This window comes from Congregibacter litoralis KT71, assembly GCF_000153125.2.
Classification (GTDB): Bacteria; Pseudomonadota; Gammaproteobacteria; order Pseudomonadales; family Halieaceae; genus Congregibacter; species Congregibacter litoralis.
Genome location: NZ_CM002299.1, coordinates 3,858,038 through 3,878,046 on the forward strand (window position 1 = coordinate 3,858,038; position 20,009 = coordinate 3,878,046).

Annotated in this window: 13 protein-coding genes; 5 read left to right on the forward strand and 8 right to left on the reverse strand. The window is 59.6% G+C overall.

The genetic code is table 11. The features are described 5' to 3' along the window. Positions 1 to 5: 5 nt before the first annotated feature. Both KT71_RS17510 and KT71_RS17515 read right to left on the reverse strand, forming a co-directional pair. Positions 6 to 1,187, reverse strand: coding sequence for an acyl-CoA dehydrogenase family protein (locus KT71_RS17510; RefSeq protein WP_008294003.1), 1,182 nt, complete (start codon positions 1,185 to 1,187; stop codon positions 6 to 8). Between the two features lie 180 nt (positions 1,188 to 1,367). Then, positions 1,368 to 2,135, reverse strand: coding sequence for an OmpA family protein (locus KT71_RS17515; protein ID WP_023660292.1), 768 nt, complete (start codon positions 2,133 to 2,135; stop codon positions 1,368 to 1,370). A 236-nt stretch (positions 2,136 to 2,371) separates the two neighbouring features. Here KT71_RS17515 and KT71_RS17520 point away from each other — a divergent pair, with 236 nt between their 5' ends. Next, positions 2,372 to 3,139, forward strand: a complete 768-nt coding sequence (locus KT71_RS17520; protein ID WP_008294001.1) for an enoyl-CoA hydratase/isomerase family protein — start codon at positions 2,372 to 2,374, stop codon at positions 3,137 to 3,139. Between the two features lie 5 nt (positions 3,140 to 3,144). On the opposite strand, the gene KT71_RS17525 is transcribed toward KT71_RS17520, so the two are convergent. Together KT71_RS17525 and KT71_RS17530 are read right to left on the reverse strand one after the other, a co-directional pair. After that, positions 3,145 to 3,357, reverse strand: a complete 213-nt coding sequence (locus KT71_RS17525; protein ID WP_008294000.1) for a hypothetical protein — start codon at positions 3,355 to 3,357, stop codon at positions 3,145 to 3,147. A 96-nt stretch (positions 3,358 to 3,453) separates the two neighbouring features. Beyond that, the gene (locus KT71_RS17530) at positions 3,454 to 4,146 is read right to left on the reverse strand and encodes a hypothetical protein (protein WP_023660294.1); all 693 of its coding nucleotides are present in this window, start codon (positions 4,144 to 4,146) and stop codon (positions 3,454 to 3,456) included. Positions 4,147 to 4,352: 206 nt separating this feature from the next. Between KT71_RS17530 and KT71_RS17535 the strand changes: the two genes are divergently transcribed. Then, entirely contained in the window at positions 4,353 to 12,299 is a 7,947-nt protein-coding gene (locus KT71_RS17535; RefSeq protein ID WP_023660295.1) for a DUF11 domain-containing protein, read from the forward strand. A 105-nt stretch (positions 12,300 to 12,404) separates the two neighbouring features. On the opposite strand, the gene crtD is transcribed toward KT71_RS17535, so the two are convergent. Both crtD and KT71_RS17545 read right to left on the reverse strand, forming a co-directional pair. Beyond that, positions 12,405 to 13,889, reverse strand: coding sequence for a 1-hydroxycarotenoid 3,4-desaturase CrtD (crtD, locus tag KT71_RS17540; protein WP_008293996.1), 1,485 nt, complete (start codon positions 13,887 to 13,889; stop codon positions 12,405 to 12,407). Continuing rightward, complete coding sequence (locus KT71_RS17545; RefSeq protein ID WP_008293995.1) at positions 13,886 to 14,629, reverse strand: hypothetical protein; 744 nt, start codon at positions 14,627 to 14,629, stop codon at positions 13,886 to 13,888. Before KT71_RS17545 ends, crtD begins: the two co-directional genes overlap by 4 nt. Before the next feature lie 53 nt (positions 14,630 to 14,682). On the opposite strand from KT71_RS17545, the gene KT71_RS17550 reads away from it, so the two are divergent. Beyond that, positions 14,683 to 16,095 carry a cytochrome P450 gene (locus KT71_RS17550; RefSeq protein WP_008293994.1) on the forward strand — a complete coding sequence of 471 codons (1,413 nt, stop codon included), beginning with the start codon at positions 14,683 to 14,685 and terminating at the stop codon, positions 16,093 to 16,095. 20 nt (positions 16,096 to 16,115) lie between these two features. On the opposite strand, the gene KT71_RS17555 is transcribed toward KT71_RS17550, so the two are convergent. Continuing rightward, positions 16,116 to 17,249, reverse strand: a complete 1,134-nt coding sequence (locus KT71_RS17555) for an ATP-grasp domain-containing protein (protein WP_008293993.1) — start codon at positions 17,247 to 17,249, stop codon at positions 16,116 to 16,118. A gap of 149 nt (positions 17,250 to 17,398) precedes the next feature. Here KT71_RS17555 and KT71_RS17560 point away from each other — a divergent pair, with 149 nt between their 5' ends. Together KT71_RS17560 and KT71_RS17565 are read left to right on the forward strand one after the other, a co-directional pair. Next, positions 17,399 to 17,872, forward strand: a complete 474-nt coding sequence (locus KT71_RS17560) for a YbjN domain-containing protein (RefSeq protein ID WP_008293992.1) — start codon at positions 17,399 to 17,401, stop codon at positions 17,870 to 17,872. A 9-nt stretch (positions 17,873 to 17,881) separates the two neighbouring features. Further along, on the forward strand, positions 17,882 to 19,183 hold the full coding sequence (locus KT71_RS17565; protein WP_023660296.1) for an MFS transporter: 1,302 nt from the start codon (positions 17,882 to 17,884) through the stop codon (positions 19,181 to 19,183). A 118-nt stretch (positions 19,184 to 19,301) separates the two neighbouring features. Here KT71_RS17565 and KT71_RS20645 read toward each other — a convergent pair whose 3' ends face one another. Continuing rightward, positions 19,302 to 19,922, reverse strand: coding sequence for a high-potential iron-sulfur protein (locus KT71_RS20645; protein ID WP_008293990.1), 621 nt, complete (start codon positions 19,920 to 19,922; stop codon positions 19,302 to 19,304). Positions 19,923 to 20,009 lie beyond the last annotated feature (87 nt).

The following is a 20,009-nucleotide window of genomic DNA, read 5'->3' on the forward strand; positions in this document are numbered from 1 at the left end:
ACTCCTCAGGCGTCGGGGAGGCCAAGCACACGCTTGGCAACGATATTGAGCTGGACCTCCGAGGTACCGCCCTCGATGGAGTTACCCTTGGATCGCAGAAAGCTGCGCACCGTTTCTCCCTCGTGATATTGCTCGCCGGACCAGCCCAGGGCCGCCTCGCCGCCCACTGCAAGGTTCAGCTCATTGCGGCGCTTGTTCAGCTCCGTACCGTAGTATTTGAAAATTGATGACGCGGGACCGAGGCCCTGCCCGGCTTTGACTTCGTCGCCCACCCGCTCCATGGTCGCGCCGAACACCAGAGTATCGAGCTGATGCTGTGCTATATCCTGGCGGAGAATGCCGTTGCGTAGCCGACCCTCGGCGTCTGCCCCCAGCGTCTCCAATGCCGTCTTGCCCAGAGACTTTCCACCGGAGGTACCAAAACCCGAGATCATTTCCCGCTCGTGAGTGAGAAGATACTTGGCAATCGTCCACCCCTGCCCGGCCTCGCCCACCAGATTGCGTTTTTCTGCCCGGGCATCATCAAAAAAGGTCTCACAGAAGGGCGATGAGCCGCTGATCAGGCGAATAGGCTTGACCGTAACGCCCGGCTGATCCATGTCGAAGAGCATGAAGCTGATGCCTTCGTGCTTGCTGCCGGAGTTGTCCGTGCGCACCAGGCAGAATATCCAGTCCGCCTTGTCCGCGTAGGACGTCCAGACTTTCTGACCGTTGATGAGGTAGTGATCGCCCTGGTCATCGGCACGGGTTTGCAAACTCGCGAGATCAGATCCCGCGCCCGGCTCCGAATAGCCCTGACACCAGCGGATCTCCCCACGACAGATCGGCGGGAGGTGCTCACGCTTCTGCTCTTCACTGCCAAACTTCAGCAGCGCGGGTCCGAGCATCGAAATACCAAAGGAGTCCAGGGGACGGCGGGCGCCGATGCGCGCCATCTCTTCCTTCAAAACCTTCACTTCCTCTGCGGACAGCCCACCGCCGCCATATTCCTTTGGCCAGTGAGGGACAGTCCAGCCACGCTCGGCCATGCGTTCGCACCACAGGGGTTGTTCGGGAATATCGATCTCGGGCTTTCGACCGCCGTTGTAGATATCCTCAAAGCCGCTGACGGGCTGGCGCATGGAGTCGGGACAGTTGGCGTCGAGCCACTCCCGGGTTTCCTGACGAAAGGTGTCGATCTCGGTCAAAGCAAAGGCCTCCTGAGCACGGGGGGATCTAGTGTGACTGCTGCGAATGAACGCTGCCGGTGACGAAAAACACAGGTTTTGAACATACAGTATGTTTTGCTGTCACTCAAGTATTCTGCCCCTTGAAGAAAAGGCGCCGGCATGTTTTCCGGCGCCTTTGTTTAAGCGGCCGCTGTCGCTCTAGCGAACGACCAGTTCAACGCGACGATTGCGCTCCCGGCCATCGCGGGTGTCGTTGCTGGCGACGGGGTCAGCCTCACCGCGGCCCGTGGCGCGCAGCTGATCCGCATCAACGCCTTGGGACACCAGGTAATCCACAGCCGCCTGAGCACGACGCTTGGAGAGGCCCAGGTTGTACTCTTCGGGACCCGACGTGTCGGTGTAACCAACCACGTCCATCTTCACACTGCTGTGGGACTTGATGACGGCAACAGCGGCATCCAGCGCTGCGCGGGACTGTGCATCCAGAGCGGCACTGTCAAAGTCAAAGCTCAAGCGGTCTACCGTGAGCACCACTTCGTCCTTGATCGGACAACCCGTGGCATCAACCTTTACACCCTCAGGCGTATTCGCACACTGGTCCTTGTAGTCCGCTACGCCGTCACCATCGCTATCGAGAGCGCATCCGTTCATGTCGACTTCCGCACCGGCGGGCGTATTGGGGCAACGATCCTTGTCGTCGGTAACACCGTCGCCATCGCTGTCCACGGGCGCAGCGGCCGCTGCTGCCACGGGAGCGGGTTCTGCCTTGTCACAGATAACGGCCCCTACACCGGCCCCTACGGCCACACCGCCGACGGCGCCGGCGCCACCCGCAGCCGCGCCCACAGCGCCACCCACGGCGCTGCTGCCCACGATACAGGCCTCATATTCACGCTCATCTACGCTGGAACAGGCCGTCAAAGCGGCGGCCACGAAAAGCATAAAAAGCCGTACGGAAAACTTCATGGTGATGTCCTTTCTTTACTATTTTGTCGACGCACGTGTGGCGGGAGTCAATGGCGCTCCCTCACAACCCTCTGGCGCGTGATTGTCTCAAGCGCCACTGCGCCGGAGAGTACACCATTTATGCGACAGGTCACATCTCCCCGCGTGACGATCGTTGGCGTCCATCGCCATTGCATCAGGACCGGAAGCGCATGGATGCTAGTATTTCTCCCAACCGCTTATCCTCGGAGATTTTCATGTATCAGACCCTTGAAGTAGAGCGTCAGGGCAGCATTGCGCGCCTGTGGCTGAATCGGCCGGATAAGCTCAATCCTCTGTCCCTTCTGACCCTGGAGGAGCTGATCGCGGCGGCCGCCGAGTTGAACAAAGATAGTGCCTTGAAGGTGGTCATCGTCGGGGGACGGGGGCGCTGCTTTTCCGCCGGCGCCGATCTTGGAGGCTTCCCCAAACCCGAAGAAGCGGGTGCAAGGGATGCCGCCGACACGGGGCGCCGCATGGCAGACGCCCTGGAAAGCATCAATGCGGTAACCATCGCACGCATCCAGGGATGGTGCGTAGGCGGCGGACTGGTACTGGCGGCCGCCTGTGATCTGCGGGTTGCGAGCGCCGATGCACGCTTCTCCATTCCTGAGATCGATCTGGGCATCCCCCTGGCCTGGGGCGGCATTCCCAGGCTCGTTCGGGAAATAGGCCCCGCACTCACCAAGGAGCTGGTGATGACCTGTCGGCCCTTTGACGCGGCGGAGGCTCTGTCGGCGGGTTTTCTCAACCGAAGTGTTGCCCCCGAAGAACTGGACAAGGCCGTCGATGACCTCGCTGCTGCAATCAACAGCCGTCCCGCCTTCCCCGTGCAGGCAACAAAGCGTCATGTCGATGCGGTTACCGCCAATCAGGTGGGCCTGGGGCGCTCCTGGTCCGACGCCGACAGTTTGCTCGCGGGCCTCATGGACCCGGAGTGTCAGGAGGCGCGGGAGCGCTACGTAAAAGACCGACAAAAAAGCTGAGGGGTTTATCGACCGCCCACCAGTTCACGGTCGAGCATCACCTCCAGGCGGAACACAACGCCCAGCACACCCTCGCGCTTCTCTTCGTAAAGATCCCGACGCCAGTTGTAGCTGGGCTCTATTTCGTAATAGAGAAACTCCCGAAAAAACTGTTTTCGATACAGGAAACCCAGGCGGTAGCTGGTCTCGTAGTTCTCCGGCTGGTCCCGACCGCTCACGGTTACGAAGTACTCGATGGCACTGGGAAATTTTCGTGGTCATCCAGCCAACGGCGGTAGGTGAGCCCCGTGTTGTAGTCCCAGAACTCTTTTTCTTCACGATAGCGCACCCTCCCCCCCCCAGCGGATGAGGCTTTTGTCGTCCAGGATGCGGTTGGCCTCAAAATTCGTCAGGGAGCGATATCCGTCCTCCGTGTGGTACTGGAGTCGCTGGGTAACTCGCGCCCAGCTGTTATCGGTCAGGGGTTGCTGATAGCGAAAACGCACGCCGGGCAGAAGCGCAGGACCGGACCTAACGGATAAGGTCGCATCCAGGCGGGTGCGCCGACTATCCCTGAAGTTAAACCGCACGCCCACGTCGTTTTCCTGGGCGCGCTCTTCCTCCGTCAGGGTTTGCTCAGACTCTTCACCGGAAAAAACCAGGTCGATACGTTCGGATATTTTTGGTAGATCCACCTGGCCCCGCAGGCGAACCTTCAGATCGTGTCCATCGCGCTGGTCCCAGTCATCGAGAAATATGGCGCGCACAAAGGAGTCGGCGCGCTCGGCGTCGCGCACGGGGGCGCCAAAGAAATCATCCATCCATTGGACCAGGTCCTGGGCGCGATTGGTGGCGTATTCGTGGCTGCTGTCGACCCAGTGCTTTTCCTCTCCTTCCTCCTGCGGGGCGACAGAGGACTCCTTCAACTGAGGAGCGTCCGCTGGTGCCTCCGCCGGCGAAACAGCGGTCTGTCTCTGCACCTCATCACTGTCGGATGTCTCAGACCTTGCAGGCAGAGCCGCAAACATCAGCAACACCAACAATAGGTGCGGGAGGGGGATTTTGGACCGGGTAGGAATAGGGCGCCTCTACTCACTTTTAAGGACGACTTCGACTATGGCAGAGTCGCGTCCAATTGTGGAGTTCATCACACATCTGGCACGTGATTTGCTGTTAAAATTCAGGCCTTTGAAAAGCATAAAAAAGCAAAACCCCGGACTCTTGAGTACTTAAATTGAAACGTTTCAAAGCCCCTCGTATTTCACATACGGTCCTTGCTCAAGTTTGCATCGCCCTTTTGCTGGGTTTTTCTGCACTCCATGCCAGCGCTCAGATTCCCACCATCGCCGTTCAGGGATTGCCTACCCAACCCTTGCTGGGCGAGTCGTTTTGCGCCGATGTTAATTTCACTAACAGTGATAGCACCACCGGCTTCGGCCCCTATCTGAAACTGGTCATTGATGAGGGCATCTCGGGGCTCTCTGCGGATTTCGTCGACATCGCCCCGCAGCTGACGCAAATAGGCACCTTCGATGCCAGCGGCACCTTGCTCGACCCTATCACCGGCGCGACTATCACGGGTAATCCCGGCGGCATGGCATGGATTGTTCGCTATCCTGTGGGTTCTGTGGATCAGGGTCAGCCGGGCCTGGTCATGACCCTGTGCGCAACCCTGGACCCGGGCTCGGATATCGGTGTTGATAAACCCTTTGATATCACGCCGGGCTTTGAATTTGGAGACACCACCACCGGCACCAATGGTCCCATTGAGGGAGCCCTCTTCGACTCAGAGGTCACACCCACCCTCGCGCGCGTCACTAAAGGCAACAGTGCCCTGGAGAGTGAACGCCCTCCGGGGCCCAGCAACGAGTTCAGCTATACCTGGACCGTCGACATATCAGATGGTGTGTCCCTTGATAATGTCGTCCTTACGGACAGTCTTCCGCCGGAAATCCAGTGGGCAGGCCCCGTCACTATCAGCGCGCCCCTCGGTACCGGCTGCGCCGTAGCCGCTCCCTACGACCCCCTGAATCCTCCCCTACCGGGGGCGACAATAACCGTGAACTGCACCGCCGTGCTCGGCGCCACGAGTACCAGCGACGTGACCGTCACCGTGCCGGTGTACATCACCGACGTTCTCGATGAGACATTGGCAAACGACGAACTGGCCATCACCAACACGGTCGATTTCAGCTACGAGTATTTAGGGGTCGCCGACAGCGACACTGCCAGCAGCACGGTAACTGCAAAGAACGTTGCCGTGCAGAAGTCCGTATCGGGCACCGGCCTCCCCGGCGGCGTTCTGACCTATGCATTCAATTTTCAGATAACGGACTACCCCGATACGCCCGGTGCGGGCGCAAGCACCATCACCCTGACGGACACCCTCGCGGATGGCCTGAGCTTTGACGGCACCGTGGCCCTGGTTATCGACACTAGCGTCGTGCCGATTACAGCTACCGCAATGCCGGGAGGGGCACCCGGTGAAACCGATCTGCTGTGGGACGTCACCGCGGCGGTCGGTGGTCCGATAAACAATGGGGCCAGAGGGTCGCTCACGTTCGAAGCGACCATTCTCAACAACTACTCCGACGGCAGCCCCGTACTCGCATCGGATGGCTTCGACAACGACGTCACTCTGGATTACGGACTCACTGCCGGCGGCGGCGGCTCTGACGGTTCAGCAATCACCGCACCGGTAGAGCCCAATGTGCCGAGTAAAACAATTTTCTCGCCCAACCCCCTCCCCAGCGCCGTGGAGCCCGGGGAAGCCGTTGTCTTCGAATTAACTTTAAGCATTCCCGCAGGCAACACCGCTAATGTTGTTTTCGTCGATTTTTTACCCCGTCCGGTGTTTGACGTTGCGGATTTCAACCCAGCGACCGATATCCAGGTCCTGACACCTTTTTCTGCCTTGTCACCCACGATCACCACTGACACCAGCAACAACTCCATACGCATGGAATTTGGCGATGTCGCCACTGTCATCGCCACCAGTCTGCGGGTTCGCTTGACGGCGCGGGTAGTCGGCACGCCCTTTGCCGACTCCCTCTTTCTCACCAACCTGTTGCAAACCAGCTACGACACCACCGACGGTCGAACCATCACCGAACTGAAGGCCGCCGGCCTTACCGTAGGCGCGCCCTCACTAACCATTACCAAAGGCGTCATTGCAGCGGCAAACCCAAACGCCACGATTATCCCTGCGCCTCCGGGTAATCCTTCGACGGCACTTGCCAACAGCGACGTGAACGGTGTCGATGCCTTTGATGAAATCACATACCTCGTCACCGTTGAAAACACCGGTTCCACACCAGCCTATACCGTCACTATTGATGACCCTGGAGTGGCAGACCTGAGCTGCAACGAACCCTCCCCCGGCGATATTGAGAACGGTAACGGCACGCCTCTGAGCTTCACGGGAACCCTTGCGTCGGGGATCGTGCTGGATAACCGGCTGGCAGAGAATGATGGCAGTGAGGGTGCTCCCTTTGGCGCTGATACAGCGCTTCTTACCCTGCGCTGTGAGCTCGGGAGCGCGGTAGAGCCTGCCCAAACCATCGTTAACACGGCCGGCGTCACCTGGACATCCACGCCGGATCCATCAACACCGTTTACCCGCATCGAAGAATCCGCCAGCGCGGCCATCAACGTTCCATCTCTGACCAAAGTTGTGACTGATATTGCGCCGGGATACAGCAGTGGCGCCCGCGAGGCCCACATCGGTGAGTTGGTGACCTATGAGCTTGTCGTCACCGTGCCCGAGGGCACCTCGAGCAGCGTGCGGGTTGAGGATTTGCTGCCCAATGGTATGGCCTTCGCCGATGTTGTCTCCGTCACGCCCAGTAGCGCCGATATCAGCACCTCCGAGGGCTCCTTCGCCGATGTGCTCGGGAATGCCGGTTTTAACAGCCAGGGTGGCGGCGCCACCGCGGAGGATCGACGCCTGGTATTCGGTCCCGGCAACAATGACAGTGGCTTTGGCAACATCACCAATAGCAACAGCGACAATAGCGTCGATGAAACAATAACCATCACCTACCGGGCCAAGGTTCTCAACGCTTCGGTAAACACCTCGGGCGCTCGCAAACGAAACCGTGCTCGCTGGTTGTGGCAAACCAGTGGGGAGCCTCGCCGCAACGTGGAGGTGCGCGCAAGACCGGTTGAAATCGTTGAAAGTCGCCTCCAGCTCGCCAAATTCTTCACCCCGGATGCTGGCGACAACTCCACGCCGCCCCTGGTGACGCTCACACTCAACCACGCCAGCGGCACCACGGCAGATGCCTTCGACGTCGTACTCAGCGATGTGCTTCCCGTCGACATGCGTGTGGATGGCCCCATTGACGACAGTCTCTGCGCAAATCTGCCGGATAGTATTACGATCACTAATGCCCCCGCCTCCGATGAGATACAGGCAAACTGGGCCAGTTTTCCTCAGGGGGCCAGCTGCACCCTCCGTTTTCAAACCCAGTTTATCGTCAATCCCCTGGCGGGCATTCAACTGGAAAACTGCGCGGAGTCCCTCTGGGAGAGTCTCCGGGATGCAGACCAGCCGGTGCTGCCAAATCCACCCAACAACGCTCTCGGCGCGGAGCGCACCGGTAACGACGCCGATCCCGGGGAACAAAACAACTACCGCCTCGAAAGCTGCGACATTTTCAGCGTGTTTGGCGTTGGCATTGAAAAGCGCGTCGAAAGCACCGACCAAAGCCATACGGATAGTATCCCCGGCACGCCGCCGGGCGCAGAATCCCTCACCATCGGTGAAACGGTGACCTTTGAGATCGTCGTTACCATTCCCGACGCCAATATCCCTGATCTGGAAATCACGGACCTCCTGCCGGTCACGGACAACGTCCTTGAGCTCATCTCTGCGACCACCACCTCTGTAGGCGCGGATTTAACACCCCTACGCCCGAACCCGACCGCAGTTATCACAGACCGTGATAGCAACGGCGTGAATGACCGCGCAGTTCTGAACTACGGCCCGGTAACACAAGCCGCCGATGGCGTGACCGATGATCGGGATCGCATCCGAATCGAAGTAGTCGCCAAGGTCAAAGAACAGCTGGTCAATCAAAACAATGACAGCACATCAAACGGCGTCCTTGCGCGCTTTTTGCCATCCATCACGGCATCTGATAACGCGCCTCTGGAAATCGTCGAGCCGCTCCTGTCTATCAGCAAAACCGCCGACACAGGGCAGGCTGAGGCAGGGGATATTGTCACCTACCTCCTGCGAATTGAGCACAGCGCCGCATCACGCATCGATGCCAAGGACCTGGCTCTGAGTGATCTGATTCCCTCCCAGCTATCGGTGCTACCGGCAGATGTGGGACTCGGCGCCGTCTGTGATGTCAGTCCGGATACGGGCCCCACTCTGACAGCAGGAGAAATCACTGCGACGTGGACGACCTTCCCCCTGGGTGCCGTCTGTGAGATTGAGTTTGCAGCGACGGTGGATGTCAGCGCCGTTATCGGGCAATCCATTGTTAACGAAGCTGAAATCAACTGGACGTCTCTGGACACGCAGGGAGACGCTGATGACCGTCTCTACGACCTTAAGGATCAGTGGACGCTGAATATCAGCGAGCCCGGTATCAGCAAAGCCATCACCGCTATTGATATCGGCGACTTCGTCCTGGGTGCTCCATCCCAGGAGCTCACCATTGGCGAGACGGTCACCTTCACCATTGACGCAGATTTTCCTGACGGTACGACGGAGCAGGCATTTGTATCCGACCGCATGCCAAGCACTGACGTCGCCTTTGAAATTGTTCGCGCGGAGGTCATCGCTATCGGTGCTGATCTATCACTTAGCAGCGGCGTCCTTGTGGGAGACACAGCGCTTGATTGCAGCCCGGCCGCACCGCAGACCTGCGCAGAGTGGATATTAGGTGATGTTGTCAATCTTCCGGACAGCCGACCCGACCCCGATATCAACGACCGCATCAGCTTTGAGATTGACGCCATCGTTCTTGACGACGCGGCGAACTCCGGCGCCACGGGCGAGGACAACAACCTTCAGAACCGAGCGCAGCTGAGAAGCAACACCATCAACGTCGTTGCCAGCGCGAATTTTGACCTCGTGGAGCCGCTCCTTCAGATCACCAAACTCACGGAAAACGGCACGCTGCCCGCCATCGTAGTCGCAGGTGAGAGAAAGCCCTTCACCCTGGAAATCAATCACCTGCCCGCTTCTACTGCAACGGCATTCACGGTCAGGGTCACAGACACACTGAACGCCGACATGCTCTGGGTTGATGACAGCACCGTCTCGTCTAACTGCCCAGGACTCACCATTGTCAGCAGTCCGGCACCCCTGACCAACGGCACGGTGGAGTTCGCTTTCGATTCTCTGAGCGTTGCGGACAGCGCCTGCAACATCAATTACGAAGTGCAGGCCGTGGGCGCAGGCTTCCCTGTGCCTGACCGCTTCCCCAACGTCGCTACTATTGCCTGGGAATCAGCGCCGGGCAGCGCAGAGACGCGCAGCGGCAGTGGTTCCGATGATAACTTCCTTGTCAGCCTGAGCACCGCGGCCGTCAGCAAGGTAGTCTCCGGCACATCGGTTCCCGGTACGGGTAACGATCGCGGCGACCCGCTCCTTGAAGACCTGACTATCGGGGAGCAGCTTCGCTACGAAATCGTCGCCTCTTTCAGCGAGGGACAGCAGTCGAGTGTTGTGCTGACAGATACCCTGCAGGCCGATGATCCCGCCGGCCCCATCCTTGAGTTGGTAAGCGGAAACGTCATCTCCATCGGCGGCAACGTGACAACCTCTTTGCCTGGCACGCCAGTGGTGGTGGGCAATACCATCACCATTGATTACGGCACGGTGGATAACGTGGCGGACATGGTCCTCGACGAGAAAGACACCATCGTTTATGAATTGATTGCCCGCGTCGTAGATGTACCCAACAACGTGGCGGGCATCACGCTCACAAACACCGTAGAGCTGGATTTTGCTGGTGCCTTGCTGCCCGAGATCAGCAGCGCTGTTGTCGACGTGGTGGAACCGGCACTGGGCGCGACAAAGCGTTTTACGGATCTTACCGAGGGCGTTGCCACCATCGAACTTACCGTGACCAATAGCGGTACATCCGACGCCTACGAATTGATAGTCACGGATGAGTTCGACGCGACCTTCTGGGTGCCGGGCACCTTAAGCCAGGTCACCCTGCCGCCGGGGTTCACCCTTAGGGGCGCCTCAGCCGCCGGAACGACCACGGTGACCCTGGAGACCGAGGGCAATCCCGCCAAGCCCGAGGAAGTGCTCGCCCCTGGAGAAACTCTCACGGTGGTCTTCACCATGGAACTCGTTAACGGCGGTATCGTAGGGGTGAGCCAGATCGACAATACCGCAGATGTTGAAGCAACAAGTCTGCCGGGCGTTGATGCAGCAGAGCGGACCTACACCGCCAGCGCCGCAGACAGCCTGCTCTTCCCGGACCTGGTGCTCGAGAAAACCTGGGCTGGCCCCAACAGCCCCGCTGAACCCGGCGATACTCTGACCTATACCCTGACCCTGGAAAATACGGGGCTTGCCGCCGCCACGACGATAGTAATCACCGACACTCCCGATACTATCGGTGCCTTTCAGGCGGGAAGCGTCAGCGCCTCCGGCGCCGGCGTGGTGGAGACAGGTAACACTCCGGGCGACAGCGATATCAGGGTGAGCTATGCGAGCCTCGCGGCGGGTGCGACCGCGACGATCACCTACGAAGTGGAGATTCCCCTACCCTATCCCGACGGACAGACCTCACCGGAAGAACTGACCAACCAGGCAGCTGCGGACAGCAAGGAACAGCAGGGCATCGTCTCCGATGATCCCACGACGGCGACCCCCGATGACGCCACGGTAGTGCCCATAGTTGCGGATCCAATCATGACAGTTGTCAAGAACGATCAGGTGCTGCTTACGGCACCCGGTGCAGTCATTGAGTACCTCATTACCTACGGAAACGTGGGCAATCAAGACGCGACTGGCGTCGTCATCACCGAGACGGTGCCCGCAAATACCGTATATACCGCGGCAAACAGCACCCCAGGCTGGAGCTGCGCCGACGGTAGCGGCCCGGGAACCACCTGCGAATTCACCGTGGGAGCCGTCACTCTTGGGTCGGGTGACGTGACCTTTGCCGTCGTGGTCGACACGCCACTGCCTCCGGCGACCACAGAAATCGTCAACGCGGTATCCATCACCGACGATGGCCTGGAGTTTGATCCGGGAGCACCGGTCATACCCTCCACGGATGCGGACACAGAGACAACACCCATCGGTGGTGCATTCCCACAGCTGCGCATCGAGAAAGATGACGGTGGAATCGGTGTAACACCGGGCCAGCGTTACAGCTATCTCATCGACTACACCAATATCGGAAATCAGGGCGCCACGGGCGTGGTGATTACCGAGACCGTGCCGGATGACGTCGCGTTTAGCGCCGCTGCCAGTTTACCGACTCGTTGGAGCTGTCCGAACGGCAGCCCCCCGGGAACCGTGTGTTCGATCACTGTGCCGCTCTTGCTGGCATCCCAGAGCGACCAGGTCCGATTCGGTCTGGATGTGAACTTCCCTGCTGCCGCCGGTCGGGAACTGATTATCAACACGGTTGAGATTACCGATGACGGCAATAACTCCCTGGCGCCCTCAACCGATAGCGACGCTGACAATACCCCGCTAATCGCCGTGCCGGATATTTACGTCACAAAGCAAACCGACGCAGGCATCGTCCGCGTGGGCGACAACATCATTTACACCGCGGTCTACGGTAATCAGGGCAATCAGAACGCCACCGGCGTTGTGGTTAGAGAAGCGGTTCCCGAAGGCGCCACCTTTAATGCGGCCAACAGCGCACCCACTCCCTGGAGTTGTGCAGATGGGGATCCCGCCGGGACGATCTGTGAGTATCAGGGAGGCGCGGTTAACGTCGGCTTTATGGAGACCCTGTTGTTCTCCATCGATGTTGTAGACACCCCGAGGGACAGGCAGATTCTGAATATCATCGAAGCGAATGACGACCTGACGAACGGCCCTGATCCCGTCCCGGCAAACAATATCGATCGGGTGATCAACATGTTCCCGGCACTGAGTGTAGATACCATGAGTCGCGGCGCGCTGATGGTGATGGCCTTGCTGTTACTGGCCATGGCCCGGCGTCACCAACGACGTCAGGGTTAAAACACGGGGGAAAGCCAGGAGATCACTGGCCCCGGCAGAGCAGGCAGTCCCGGTGATTTGGGAGCTTCTGGAAGCATTGAAAATGCCTGGGTCAGCCGGCTCCGCTTAGCGCTGGTCTTCGAGCACAGCCCCCGCTGCCAGACGCCCGGACATCGCCGACATGGGCACTCCTGCACCGGGATGCACGGATCCCCCCGCAAGATAAAGCCCCTTTACCCGACTGCGCGCACCGGGCCTTGCAAAGCTCGCCATGGACCCATGATTCGCGCGCCCATAGAGGGAACCGCCACTCCCCGGAAAACGCTCATCAAAAGCCCGGGGGTCCGTGGTCACGCAGGAAGATTCCTCAAACTCAAGTTCACAGCCGCACTCCCGTAAGACGGCCAGGGCTTTATCGCGATACTGCAGCAGGCTTCGTTCATCCCGCAGGCGCCGATCACCGTCTGCCGGTGCATTGATCAATAGCAGCAAACGCTCGGGGCCTTCGGGTACCCTCCCCGCCCCGCGATCCTGGGCGCAGACATACACCGTGGGGTATGCCGTGATATCACCCTGACCAAAGATCGCGGCAAATTCCGCCGGGTAGTCCTCGGCAAAAAACACCGTGTGGTAGTGAAGATGCAGGCCCGACACCCTGGCGCGCATACAAAAGGTAATCGCCGACAAGGCACGCTGCTGCGGCATTACCGGTTTGACGGCGCGCGTCACCGCGGCACCCAACATGCCGTTACCCAGCGCCGAGATGTCGCCGTTGTACACAATCTGGTCTGCGCGCAATTCCCGGTTGTTCTCCGTGAGCGCACCCACCGCGCGATCCGCCTCCATGATGATCTGACGCACGCCTTCCTCAAAAAAGAACTTTACGCCCAGACCCTCGGCGAGATCCCGCAATGCCGCAGCCACTGCACGCATGCCTCCATCCACCAGCCAAACGCCCTCCTGTTCCACATGGGCAATCAGCATGAGCGTCGCCGGCGCCCGCAGGGGCGAAGAACCCACATAGGTGGCATAGCGGCCGAAAAGCTGTCGCAGGCGGGGATCGCTGAAGTGCTCATCAAGAGCAGACCACAAGCTTGAAAAAGGCGCCGTGCGCCACATCGCATCCAGCTTGCCAAAACCCACCCGGCGAACCAGCTCCAGCATGCCGGGGCGGGACGATGCGATAAACGGCTCCCGAAGCGTGCCGTAGATATCGGCGCTGCGCGCGCAAAAGCTGCGATAACCCAGGGCGTTGTCCTTGCCGGCGAACGCCAGAATCGCCGCCTCGGAGCGTTCCGTGCTCGCAAAAAGATCAAGGACGCCACCCTGGCGCCAGGCGTGACGCGCGAGGACCTCGGCTTTCTCCAGACGCAGATGCGCCTCCAGGGTAGAGCCCGCCGTGGCAAAGAGCTGGTCAAAAATCCAGCGCATCGTAAAGACCGTGGGCCCCGCGTCGACACCCACGCCGTCCACGGGCAACTGCCGCATCTTCCCCCCCGGCTCTGCCGCTCGCTCAAGCACCGTCACCCGTTGCCCGGCAGCGGCCAGCTCCACCGCGGCAGCGAGGCCCCCGACGCCGGCGCCAATGACCAGAGTGTGAGGATTACTCATACGGCTGCTCTTGCTTTAAATCGCAAAGTGACGGCTCTCTGATGATAGATAATCAGGGTGAGCCCCGTGATCAAAGGCACGGACCACAAGGCAGGAGTGAGCGCTATCTCCGGCAGCATGCGCACCGCCCCGAAGGCGAAAAATGCCGTGTAAACCGATATCCCGGCGCCAACCAGGGACTTGATGTGCTCCTTGATACGATCAAGGGGACGGGGCTTGGGCTTGTAGAGAAACCAGAGGTTGGTGCCTACCGTGGCGAAGCCCACGAGGGAAATCGCCACCATCAATAGCTGATTCAGCTGCCAGCCCTGCCAGGCACAGTTTGCCGACGCAATAGTGAGCAGCAGCTGCAACAGCAGGTTATGCCACACACGATTGGCCTTGTGATCACGCCTGTTCTGAATACATAGCCAGCCGTGCCAGGCGAGATTAATGGTCAGGGTTGCCAGATACAGCATCATCCAGCCAAAGATACCGGCAATGAGTTTCGGGTCGCCAAACTGCGGATGATCCACCAACTGTGGGTGCGTCGCGATGGGATCCGATAAGGTGGTGAGAGCGATGCAGATAGCAACGCTACCGGTGATCAGCATCATCATGGTGAACAGCTTGCCAAAGCGCGCGTGATTAACGCCGCCCTTACGGCCCGCCACCGGCACCCAGAAACTGATAAGGCCCGTAGCACCGGTGACGATATGGATCGCCACGAAAATTTCGAAGAGTGTATGGGTCGACATCATCTCGGCAGGCCCTGATACTGAAAGGAAAATGCCAGCCAAGCCCTAAGCCAGCCATGAGTCAAGACACGCTGTACATCCCGCCAAAACCCCACTCTCTTGCAGCGCTGCCGGCGCTGTTCCGGGTGCTGTGGAACGGCGATGGCAACCTCCTGGATCTCCTGCCGGCAGCGGCCTATCGCTTTCCCGTGGGCAATCTGGGGTATTCGCGGCGATCGACCGTGCTGTTCAACGACCCGGCCCTGGTGCGGCACATCATGCGTGACCCCGACGGGATCTTTCCCAAGAGCGACCTCATGGTGAATGCCCTGGAGCATCTCATCGGTGAGTCTATCTTCGTTACCGATGGCCAGAAGTGGCGCCGCCAGCGGGCCATGATCGACCCCGCGTTCTCGCATATGCGCATCAGCCACGCCTTTGCCGCCATGCAGGCTGCCGTCAATGACTATGTGCGCATCCTGGAAGCCAGCGCCGAGAGCGGTGAGCCCCTCTCCCTGGACAGGGCCATGAGCCAACTCACCGCCGACATCATCTGCCGCACGGTGTTTTCCACCTCCCTGGATTCCCAGGTCGCCTTCGATGTTTTTGAAGACTTTATGGTGTTCGAACGCTCCGTGGCCCAGGTGGACATCAAGCGCCTGATCTTCGAGCCCGCCTGGACCAAGGCGCCCCAGCCTCAGATAGTGCTCGATGCCTGCACACGTATCCGTCGCCATCTTGCCTCCCTGATTGATACCCACCTTGCACCCGACGCAGAGTTTAACGACATCGCCAGTGCGGTGATTGCCGCGCGGGACAGCGACAGCGGCGAACCCTTTAGCCGCGATGAGCTTATCGATCAGCTGGGGGTGTTTTTTCTTGCCGGGCACGAGACCACGGCCAGCGTGTTGACCTGGCTGTTTTTTATCTGCGCGCAGCAACCGTCTCTGGTAGCGAAGATGCGCAGGGAAATCGATAGCGTGGTGGCTGTCGATGCGGCGGCGGGCAAGAAGAAAAAGCAAGAACCGCTGACCTTCGAGCACATGCGCCAGCTGCCGCTGCTTAAGGCTGTGTTCCGCGAAGCCCTGCGACTTTATCCCCCCATCACTTTCATGCCGAGGGTTGCCCTGGAAGACACCACGGTGGGTCCGCGGAAACTGCCGAAGGGCGCCCTGGTGATGATTTCGCCCTGGACCCTGCATCGACATCGGGATTACTGGGACGACCCTCATGCTTTCAAGCCGGAACGCTTTTTGCCGGACAACGAAGCCAGTCTTGTGGATGGTGCCTACATACCCTTTGGTCAGGGTCCTCACACCTGCGTGGGTGCGGGATTCGCCCAGACCGAGAGCCTCCTGATCATCGCCGAACTCCTCCGACGCTTTGATTTTGAGGCGCTGAATCCGGGTCGCGTCCGTCCCGCTGCACGCCTCACCACGCGTCCCCGGGAGCAGATTTTCTGCCGCGTTACCCGACGGGTCCAAAGCTAGGAAGCTCCCGAAATCAAGAATCAAGAGCTCTCACCAAACCAGGCGATGTCCCGCTGGGTCGCCTCACCCAGGGACACGCCCGTGGTCATCGCCGGCCAGAGAATCTCCCAGGACATGGGAGTCATCAGTAAAAACGGCAGGGGATCATGAGCTGCCCAGATAACATCCCGTGCTGAGCGCATTTCCCGGAAACGTCGGATGAATTCCCGGGGTTTGAAGATCGCAGCGTAGGTTTCTGTGAGAGTGGAGTAAGCCCACTGGAAGCGCGTGCCCGCCGTCAGCCTGATGGACGATGTGGACTCGGGATTCAGTAAAGCCTCGCCCAGGGACGCGCTGTCAAAAAAATGCACACCGCTGGTTGCCCTGGGATTGCATTCGATCGCCCGGGCCACCCCGTCACCGTCGACGATAAAATCAAAGGCCAGGAACCCGCTGTAATCGCTATCCGCGAGAAAATCACTCACCCACCGCTGAGCAGAGTCCGCATCGTCGACCCGCTCAAAACAGATAGCGACGGTACCGGCAAACACCCGGCCTCGATAAAACACCGTCGCCAGCTCCCGACCCCGGCTCACCACCGACAGGGAACTGATGAGCTCTCCTTCAAGATGCGTCTGCACCAGACCCTCGGCACTGTCAGACACCAGCGCATCCCCCGCTCTGGCAAAACGTAAGCCGATACCGGAACAGCTGTGCACGGGTTTTTCCACGTAGTCACTGCGCCGGGCGAGAGCTCGGGCGCCGGCCTCGTCAGCAGTATAGGTCTCGGGCACCGGTAATCCCTTGCAGGCCGCGAGAGCGATAAAGTCCCGTTTATGATGGAGTTCGGCCAACTGCACCAGGGGGGCGGCCCAGAGCATGACCCCTGGGGGGAGCTGCGTACGGAGCTTCGCTACATGCAGAGCCTCCTCAGAAACGGGGATCACAAGATCCACCGCCTCACGATCAATAATATCCAGCAAATCAGCGAGGTAAGCCGACAGGGAAGTGTTAGGCGCGGTTACCCGAAAAGACTGGGCAACGTCCCGGGAGGGCTTACAGAGGTGCCAGCGAAAGGGGTCCGCCACCAGCACCCGGCAGCCCGCCGCTCGACAGGCTCTGACAATAGCGAGCGCTTTAGGCAGGCGCCCGAGGGTCAGTAAAACAGTCTTCATCAATGATCGGCTGTCGGCATACGGGTAATTTCAAGCTTACGCTGAAAGATGTCAATTTTGTATGACCAATCGCCACGACTCCCGGCGGAACACAGCACCACGGTAGAGGGTGAATCGCGTAAAATGCGGGTTTTCTCCGGTAGCAAACTATGAGCGACAAACTCGAAAAGCCCGACCGTGCACGCCTTCAGCAATGGCTGGAAGAAGCCCGGGTGGAGTACAGCGATTGCGGCGAGTGCAAGGGACTGCATCTGGCGGCTCTCAAGAATATCGAGGGCGTCATCGACAGCCGTCTTTTTTTGGAGCGCTACGGATTGCTCCTCACCACGGAGCTCGAAATCCGCCCCATGGCGCTTTTACCGCTGTCGGCGGATCTGGGCCGCATCAATATGGACTACCCCATCCTCAAGATTTTTCTGGATGTGGTGGATGACGCCACCCCGCAGCTGGTGATCGCGGGCATCATGCCCACCCAGGCAGGGCTGACCCTCGAACAAACCGCGCAGTTTTTATCGAGTTGCATGGATGCCACGCGACAGCTCGCGGCAGAATGCCTGCACCTGGACTACCTCTTTGCCGAGGGGGAGCTCCGCACGCCATCAGGCAAGAAATCGCTGCACTAGGACAACGCTATGCCCCTGCCATCGAATACCGTGTTTGAGCTCATCGGCGATGAGGAGGATGCGCGCGCCTGTCGGGATATCTCCGAGGACGCCTGTGATGCCCAACCCCAAAGCTTCACGCTCCAGCTGCTGGCGCAGCTCGCCTCAAAATGTGCCGATACCCTGGGGAGCAGTCGCACGGTGCTACCCTGGCTGCTGAGCAGCATCGCTGCCCAGACATTTTTTGTTGCCTGGCTCGTTCCCATCAGGGAGTCCCTCTCCCTGATTCCCCAGCTGGCGATTGCCGCTAATCTACGCAAGCGTCCCATCAGGAAGAACGTGTATGTGCTGGGCGCCGGGCTTCAGGGTCTGTGCATGCTGGCCATGCCTCTGGCGCTCCTGCTGCCCACGGCCTCCCTGAGTGCCATGGCGATACTGGCTTCCCTGACGCTGTTCAGCCTCGCCCGGGGACTGTGCTCCGTAGCCTCAAAAGACGTTCTGGGTAAGACCGTTGCAAAGGGACGTCGAGGTCGCCTGGGGGGACTTGCGAGCAGCGCCGCCGGTATCTTTACCATTGGCTTTGGTGCGTTTCTCCTCCTGAGCCAGGGCAAGACCTCACTGACACTCCTGGTAGGGATGCTGTGTACCGCCGGTGCCCTGTGGCTGGCATCGGCGCTGTTTTATTGGCGGGTGCCTGAGAGGCCGGGGGCCACGGAAGGTGGCGCATCGGCCCTGGAAAGCGCCCTCAACAGCGCAGCGCTTCTGAAAACAGACAAAGACCTGCGCGCCTTTGTCATCGCCCGTACGCTTCTGATAGGTACCGCCTACGCCATACCGTTTCTTGTGGTCATGGTCTTTACCAACGCCGAAGGCAGCAGTCGTGCCCTGGCGTTTGTCATGCTCGCCGAGGGCCTGGCGGCCATGACCTCCGGTGTTATCTGGGGTATTTACTCGGACCGGGCATCCCACAAAGTGCTGGCGACGTCAGGCCTGCTCACCGCTGCCACTTTACTCACGGTGTTACTGGCACCCGAGGACATGATGACGGCATTCGGTGGACTGGCAGGTGCCATAGCCATCTACGTGGCAGCCATTGCCCATCAGGGGACGCGCCTGGGCCGCAAAACCTACGTCGTGGATCTGGCCAATGGTGACAACCGTGCCGCTTACGTCGCCATCAGCAACACCGTTATTGGCGTGTTTGTGTTCCTGGGCGGCACCCTTGGCTGGATCGCCCAACATTTTGGTAACGATGGGGTGCTTGGCCTGCTTCTGGGCATGACACTCCTCGGAGCGGCCTTGAGTTTGCGTCTCAAGCCCGTTCAGGCATAAAAAGTCGCTATAAAAAGCCGATATCAAGAGCCGCCGGAAAAGACCGGTCCGCGTAAAACCCCTATCACTCATCAAAAAAAAGGCGCCCTCAGGCGCCCTTTTCTTACTCCGTCAGTAACTAGCTTGCTGCGGAGTAGGCGCTGCACCATCCCGTGGCCTTCACCTGCTTCCCGGCAAACAGCGGGCATCCCCCCCAGGCACTGTCACCACCCTGATACAGGGCACAGTTAGAGCATTGCTGACCCGCAGCGTAGCGCGCGTTCTTGACGGTCGTTGCATCGTGCTTGTAACCCAGGCCCGCTGCCTGGGGGCTGCTCTCATCAAGCTTCGCCGTGGCATCGCTGGCAATGGTGGCACCCTCGCTGGCGGCGGCGTCCATACCCTCCTTCGCGTCTTTGACCATGGTCTCGGCTGAATCAGCCGCTTCTTCCATGGCCTCTTCCATCGCATCACCCGCCTCGTCCATGGTGCCCTGAGCGTCATCCATAGCGCCCTCAGCCTTGTCCATAGCCGACCCGGCCATGCCCTCGGCCTCCTTCGCCATATCTTTCATCGCAGGCTCAACCTTATCCATGGCCGAAGCTGCGGACCCGGCACCGTCGTCGCTGCCACAGGCCTGCAAACCCAGAATGGGCAGCGCCACGGCTGTCATGCCCATCATCTCCAGAACTTTGCGACGACCGGGCAGTACCCCATCGGGCTTGGATTGCTGCTGATTTCCCTTATTGTGCTTTGTCATGGTGAACGCTCCCTCTGATGAGCTTTTCCGTCACTTCCCTGCGTTAGTACAGGCCTGACTTCGTGTCACACTACCACTCCCTAGAAT